Here is a 4,190-nt window from a genome sequence, read left to right as displayed (position 1 = left end):
TGCAAAAACTTTTTCTTCAATTCTCCTTCCCCGGTGGTATTCCCAGCCACGCTTCTCCCGAGTGCCCTGGATCGATTCACGAAGGCGGCGAGCTGGGCTATTCGCTCAGTCATTCATTCGGTGCAGTGTTTGACAATCCCGAACTCATCGTCGCGTGCGTGGTAGGCGATGGCGAAGCTGAGACTGGTCCACTGGCCACGGCGTGGCATTCAAACAAGTTCCTCGATGCCGCGACCGATGGTGCCGTGCTGCCGATCCTGCACCTTAACGGCTACAAGATCGCTAATCCAACCGTGCTTGCCCGCATCACGCGTGAAGAGTTGGATCAACTGATGCGCGGCTACGGCTGGACGCCATACTTCGTCGAGTATCAAGACGACAATGCGGGAATGCACCAGGCGATGGCCGCGACGCTCGATGCGGCGGTGCTGGAGATCAAACGCATCCAGCTCGAAGCCCGCGAGCGCGGCTGTCAGGCGCGTCCGCGCTGGCCGATGATCGTGCTGAATTCCCCGAAAGGCTGGACCGGGCCGAAGTGGGTCGATGGCGTGCAGATCGAAGGCACCTTCCACGCACATCAGGTGCCGATCTCTGATCCCCGCAGCCATCCCGAACATCTCCAATTGCTGGAAGACTGGCTGCGGAGCTATCATCCCGAAGAACTCTTTGATGAGAGCGGGCGCTTGCTGCCGGAACTGGCCGAACTCGCGCCGAAAGGCAATCGACGCATGGGGGCAAACCCACACGCCAACGGCGGCCTGCTGCTGCACGATCTCGTCATGCCAGACTTCCGTGACTACGCGGACGAGGTGTCCACGCCGGGTGTGCATGGTATCGGGGACACGCATGTGCTCGGTCCGTTTCTGCGCGATGTGATGAAATTGAACGACGAACAGCGGAACTTCCGCGTATTCGGACCTGATGAGACGATCTCGAATGGTCTTGCTGCTCTGTTTGAAACCACCAGCCGTCAATGGGACGCCGCGACTGAATCCAACGACGAATTCCTCGCACCCGCCGGACGCGTGATGGAGATGCTCAGCGAACACCAATGCGAAGGCTGGCTGGAAGGCTACCTGCTCACCGGCAGGCACGGCCTCTTCAACTGCTACGAAGCATTTATCCACATCGTGGACTCGATGTTCAACCAGCATGCGAAGTGGCTGAAGGTGACCTCGCACATTCCATGGCGGAAGCCGATTGCATCCCTGAACTATCTGCTCGCATCCCATGTGTGGCGGCAGGATCACAATGGCTTCACACATCAGGATCCCGGTTTCATTGATCATGTCGTGAACAAAAAAGCCTCCGTCGTGCGCGTCTATCTGCCGCCTGACGCGAACTGCCTGCTCTCTGTCATGGACCACTGCCTGCGCAGCCGCCACTACGTCAACGTCGTCATCGCGGGCAAGCACCCCTCACCGCAATGGCTGACGATGGAAGCCGCCGCCAAACACTGCGCCGATGGCATCGGCATCTGGTCATGGGCCAGCAATGATGGCGGGGGAGAGCCTGATGTGGTCATGGCCTGCTGTGGCGATGTGCCCACGTTGGAGACACTTGCCGCCGTTTCCATTCTGCGCGAGCATCTGCCCCATCTGAAAATTCGCGTCGTCAATGTGGTGGATCTGATGAAGCTCCAGCCACAGAGCGAACATCCGCACGGTTTGAGCGATGAGGCCTTCGATACGCTCTTCACTAAGGACAAGCCGGTCATCTTCGCCTTCCACGCCTACCCCTGGCTGATCCACCGCCTGACCTATCGCCGCACCAATCACGACAACTTCCACGTTCGTGGTTACAAAGAGGAAGGCACCATCACCACCGCTTTTGATATGACGGTGCTCAACGACTTGGACCGGTTTCACCTCGTGATGGACACGATTGATCGGTTGCCGCAGACCGGCGAAGCGGGACTGGCGTTAAAACAAGAGCTGATCAAAAAGCTCTTCGAACACAAGCAATACATCGACAAGAACGGTGAAGACATGCCGGAGATCCGCGACTGGAAATGGGTGACCGCATCATGAATACACAAGCGCTCATCGACACCGCACAGGCGTTAGTCGCCGATCACAAAGGCCTGCTGGCGATGGATGAAAGCACTCCTACCTGCAACCGACGCTTTGCTGCGCTGGGCATTCCGCAAACCGAAGACGCCCGGCGTGCATGGCGTGAATTGATCATCGTCACGCGCGGCCTCAACGAGTGCATCAGTGGCGTGATTTTGTATGACGAAACGATCCGCCAGCACACCCAAGAGGGCACTTCGTTTCTCAATGTGCTCATCGAATCGGGCATCCTCGCTGGTATCAAGGTGGACATGGGTGCCAAAGAGGTGCCCGAACATCCAGGTGAAAAGATCACGGCGGGTTTGGACGGTCTGAGTGAGCGACTGGCGGAGTATGCGCAAATGGGCGCTCGCTTTGCCAAATGGCGTGCGGTGTTCGCCATCGGAGAGGCTCTGCCTGGCCACCCCTGCATTGAGGCCAACGCCCACGCGCTCGCCTGTTACGCCGCGTTGTGTCAGGATGCCGGGCTGGTGCCTGTCGTCGAGCCGGAAGTGCTCATGACCGGCACCCATACGCTGGCACGCTGCCAGGAGGTGACGGTGCAAGTTTTGACCAGCGTGTTTCATCACCTTCAGGAACAGGAGGTGATGCTGGAAGGCATCATCCTGAAACCCAACATGGTCCTGCCTGGACTGAACTGTGCGGAGCATTCCACTGCCGATGCCGTGACGGATGCCACCATTGCGTGCCTGTTGCAGGTGGTCCCCGTAACCGTGCCAGGCATCGCTTTTCTGTCGGGAGGTCAATCACCCCAAATGGCTTCGTCACGGCTGAATGCACTGAACACAGTTTCTAAAACACCCCTGCCCTGGGCGCTGACGTTTTCCTTTGCTCGCGCCATTCAGCAGCCGGCGTTGGAGATCTGGCATGGCGAAAACGTCAACGTGGAAGCCGCGCAGGCCGCCCTGCTGCATCGCGCACGCTGCAACCATGCCGCGCGACGCGGTGCCTACACTGATGCGATGGAGCAATCAAACCCATGACGCCAGCCCCCCTGCGACTCTGCTTGATGCGCCATGGCGGCACCGCGTGGGCGCTCACCAGCCAGCACACGGGCACCACGGATATTCCACTGACCACGAGTGGTGAAGATGAGGCGCGTGAACTCGGGCAGCGGCTCCGGGGCAGCGTATTCTCCTATGTCCTGACCAGTCCGCGCCAACGCGCTCATCGCACCTGTGAACTTGCCGGCCTGGGCTCCGCTGCTGCCATCGATGCTGACTTGGCCGAGTGGCATTACGGCGACTACGAAGGTCAGCGCAGCGTGGACATCATCAAAGCACGCCCGGAGTGGGATCTGTTTCGTGATGGTTGCCCACACGGTGAATCACCCGGGCAGGTGTCAGACCGCGCGGACCGGTTGATCGCTCGCCTGCGCCGCTTGGGCGGCAACGTTGCGTTGTTTTCGCATGGACAGTTCGGCGGGGTTCTGGCGGCACGCTGGCTCGGTTTGCCACTAGCCGCCGCGCAGCATTTCCCGCTCGGCACGGCATCGCTCAGCATCCTCAGCTACAATCCACATCACCCGGCAGTCCCGGTCATCGAGATGTGGAACCAGACCAATCATCCATTGGCGATGTTGCCGCATCATCCACGCGATGGTGTCCCCATGCCGCTGAAACAACGGGAACTCGAACGCTGGGATAACGAAGGCGGCGAGATTCCAGATCCAAAACATAACCCGGCGCGGCTGTGACATGAGTACAACGCCGCTCTATACACTGCTCTTTGAACCCATCTATCAGTATCGGCTGTGGGGTGGTCGGCGTCTAGCCGATGTGCTGTCCACACCGCTGCCAGACACCGGTTCCATTGGCGAAGCGTGGTTGCTGAGTGATCGCGCTGAGCATGCGAGCCGTGTCGCGAACGGGCCGCTCCAGGGAATGACCATCGCTCAATTGCTGGAGCAGTTCCCCGTGCAGATGCTGGGAGAGATGGCCGGGCACTGCCGCCGCTTTCCACTGCTGCTCAAGTTTCTCGATGCGCGCGATACGCTATCGGTTCAGGTGCATCCGTCGGATCAGCAGACGAACTATTTGCCGGAGGGTGAGACCGGCAAGACGGAGGCATGGGTGGTGATGGAGGCCGGGAGCAACATCTGCATTTACGCGGGCCTGG

At 59.6% G+C, this 4,190-nt stretch carries 4 protein-coding genes; all 4 read left to right on the top strand.

Annotation, left to right across the window (positions count from 1 at the left end):
- A partial coding sequence (locus PSV43_RS10380; protein ID WP_300196466.1) for a phosphoketolase family protein occupies positions 1 to 2,030 on the top strand: 2,030 nt, incomplete at its 5' end.
- Positions 2,027 to 3,055 (top strand): class I fructose-bisphosphate aldolase, encoded by a 1,029-nt coding sequence (locus tag PSV43_RS10375; protein ID WP_300196464.1) that lies wholly within the window; start codon positions 2,027 to 2,029, stop codon positions 3,053 to 3,055. The genes PSV43_RS10380 and PSV43_RS10375, both read left to right, overlap by 4 nt.
- Positions 3,052 to 3,768 carry a histidine phosphatase family protein gene (locus PSV43_RS10370; protein ID WP_300196462.1) on the top strand — a complete coding sequence of 239 codons (717 nt, stop codon included), beginning with the start codon at positions 3,052 to 3,054 and terminating at the stop codon, positions 3,766 to 3,768. Before PSV43_RS10375 ends, PSV43_RS10370 begins: the two co-directional genes overlap by 4 nt.
- A gap of 1 nt (position 3,769) precedes the next feature.
- Positions 3,770 to 4,190: type I phosphomannose isomerase catalytic subunit (locus tag PSV43_RS10365; RefSeq protein WP_345784659.1), on the top strand; the 421-nt coding region annotated here is incomplete at its 3' end.

Source organism: Prosthecobacter sp. (assembly GCF_029946185.1).
Taxonomy (GTDB): domain Bacteria; phylum Verrucomicrobiota; class Verrucomicrobiia; order Verrucomicrobiales; family Verrucomicrobiaceae; genus Prosthecobacter.
Note: the sequence above shows the minus strand (reverse complement) of the source record. Positions and strands in the feature narration are given on the sequence as shown.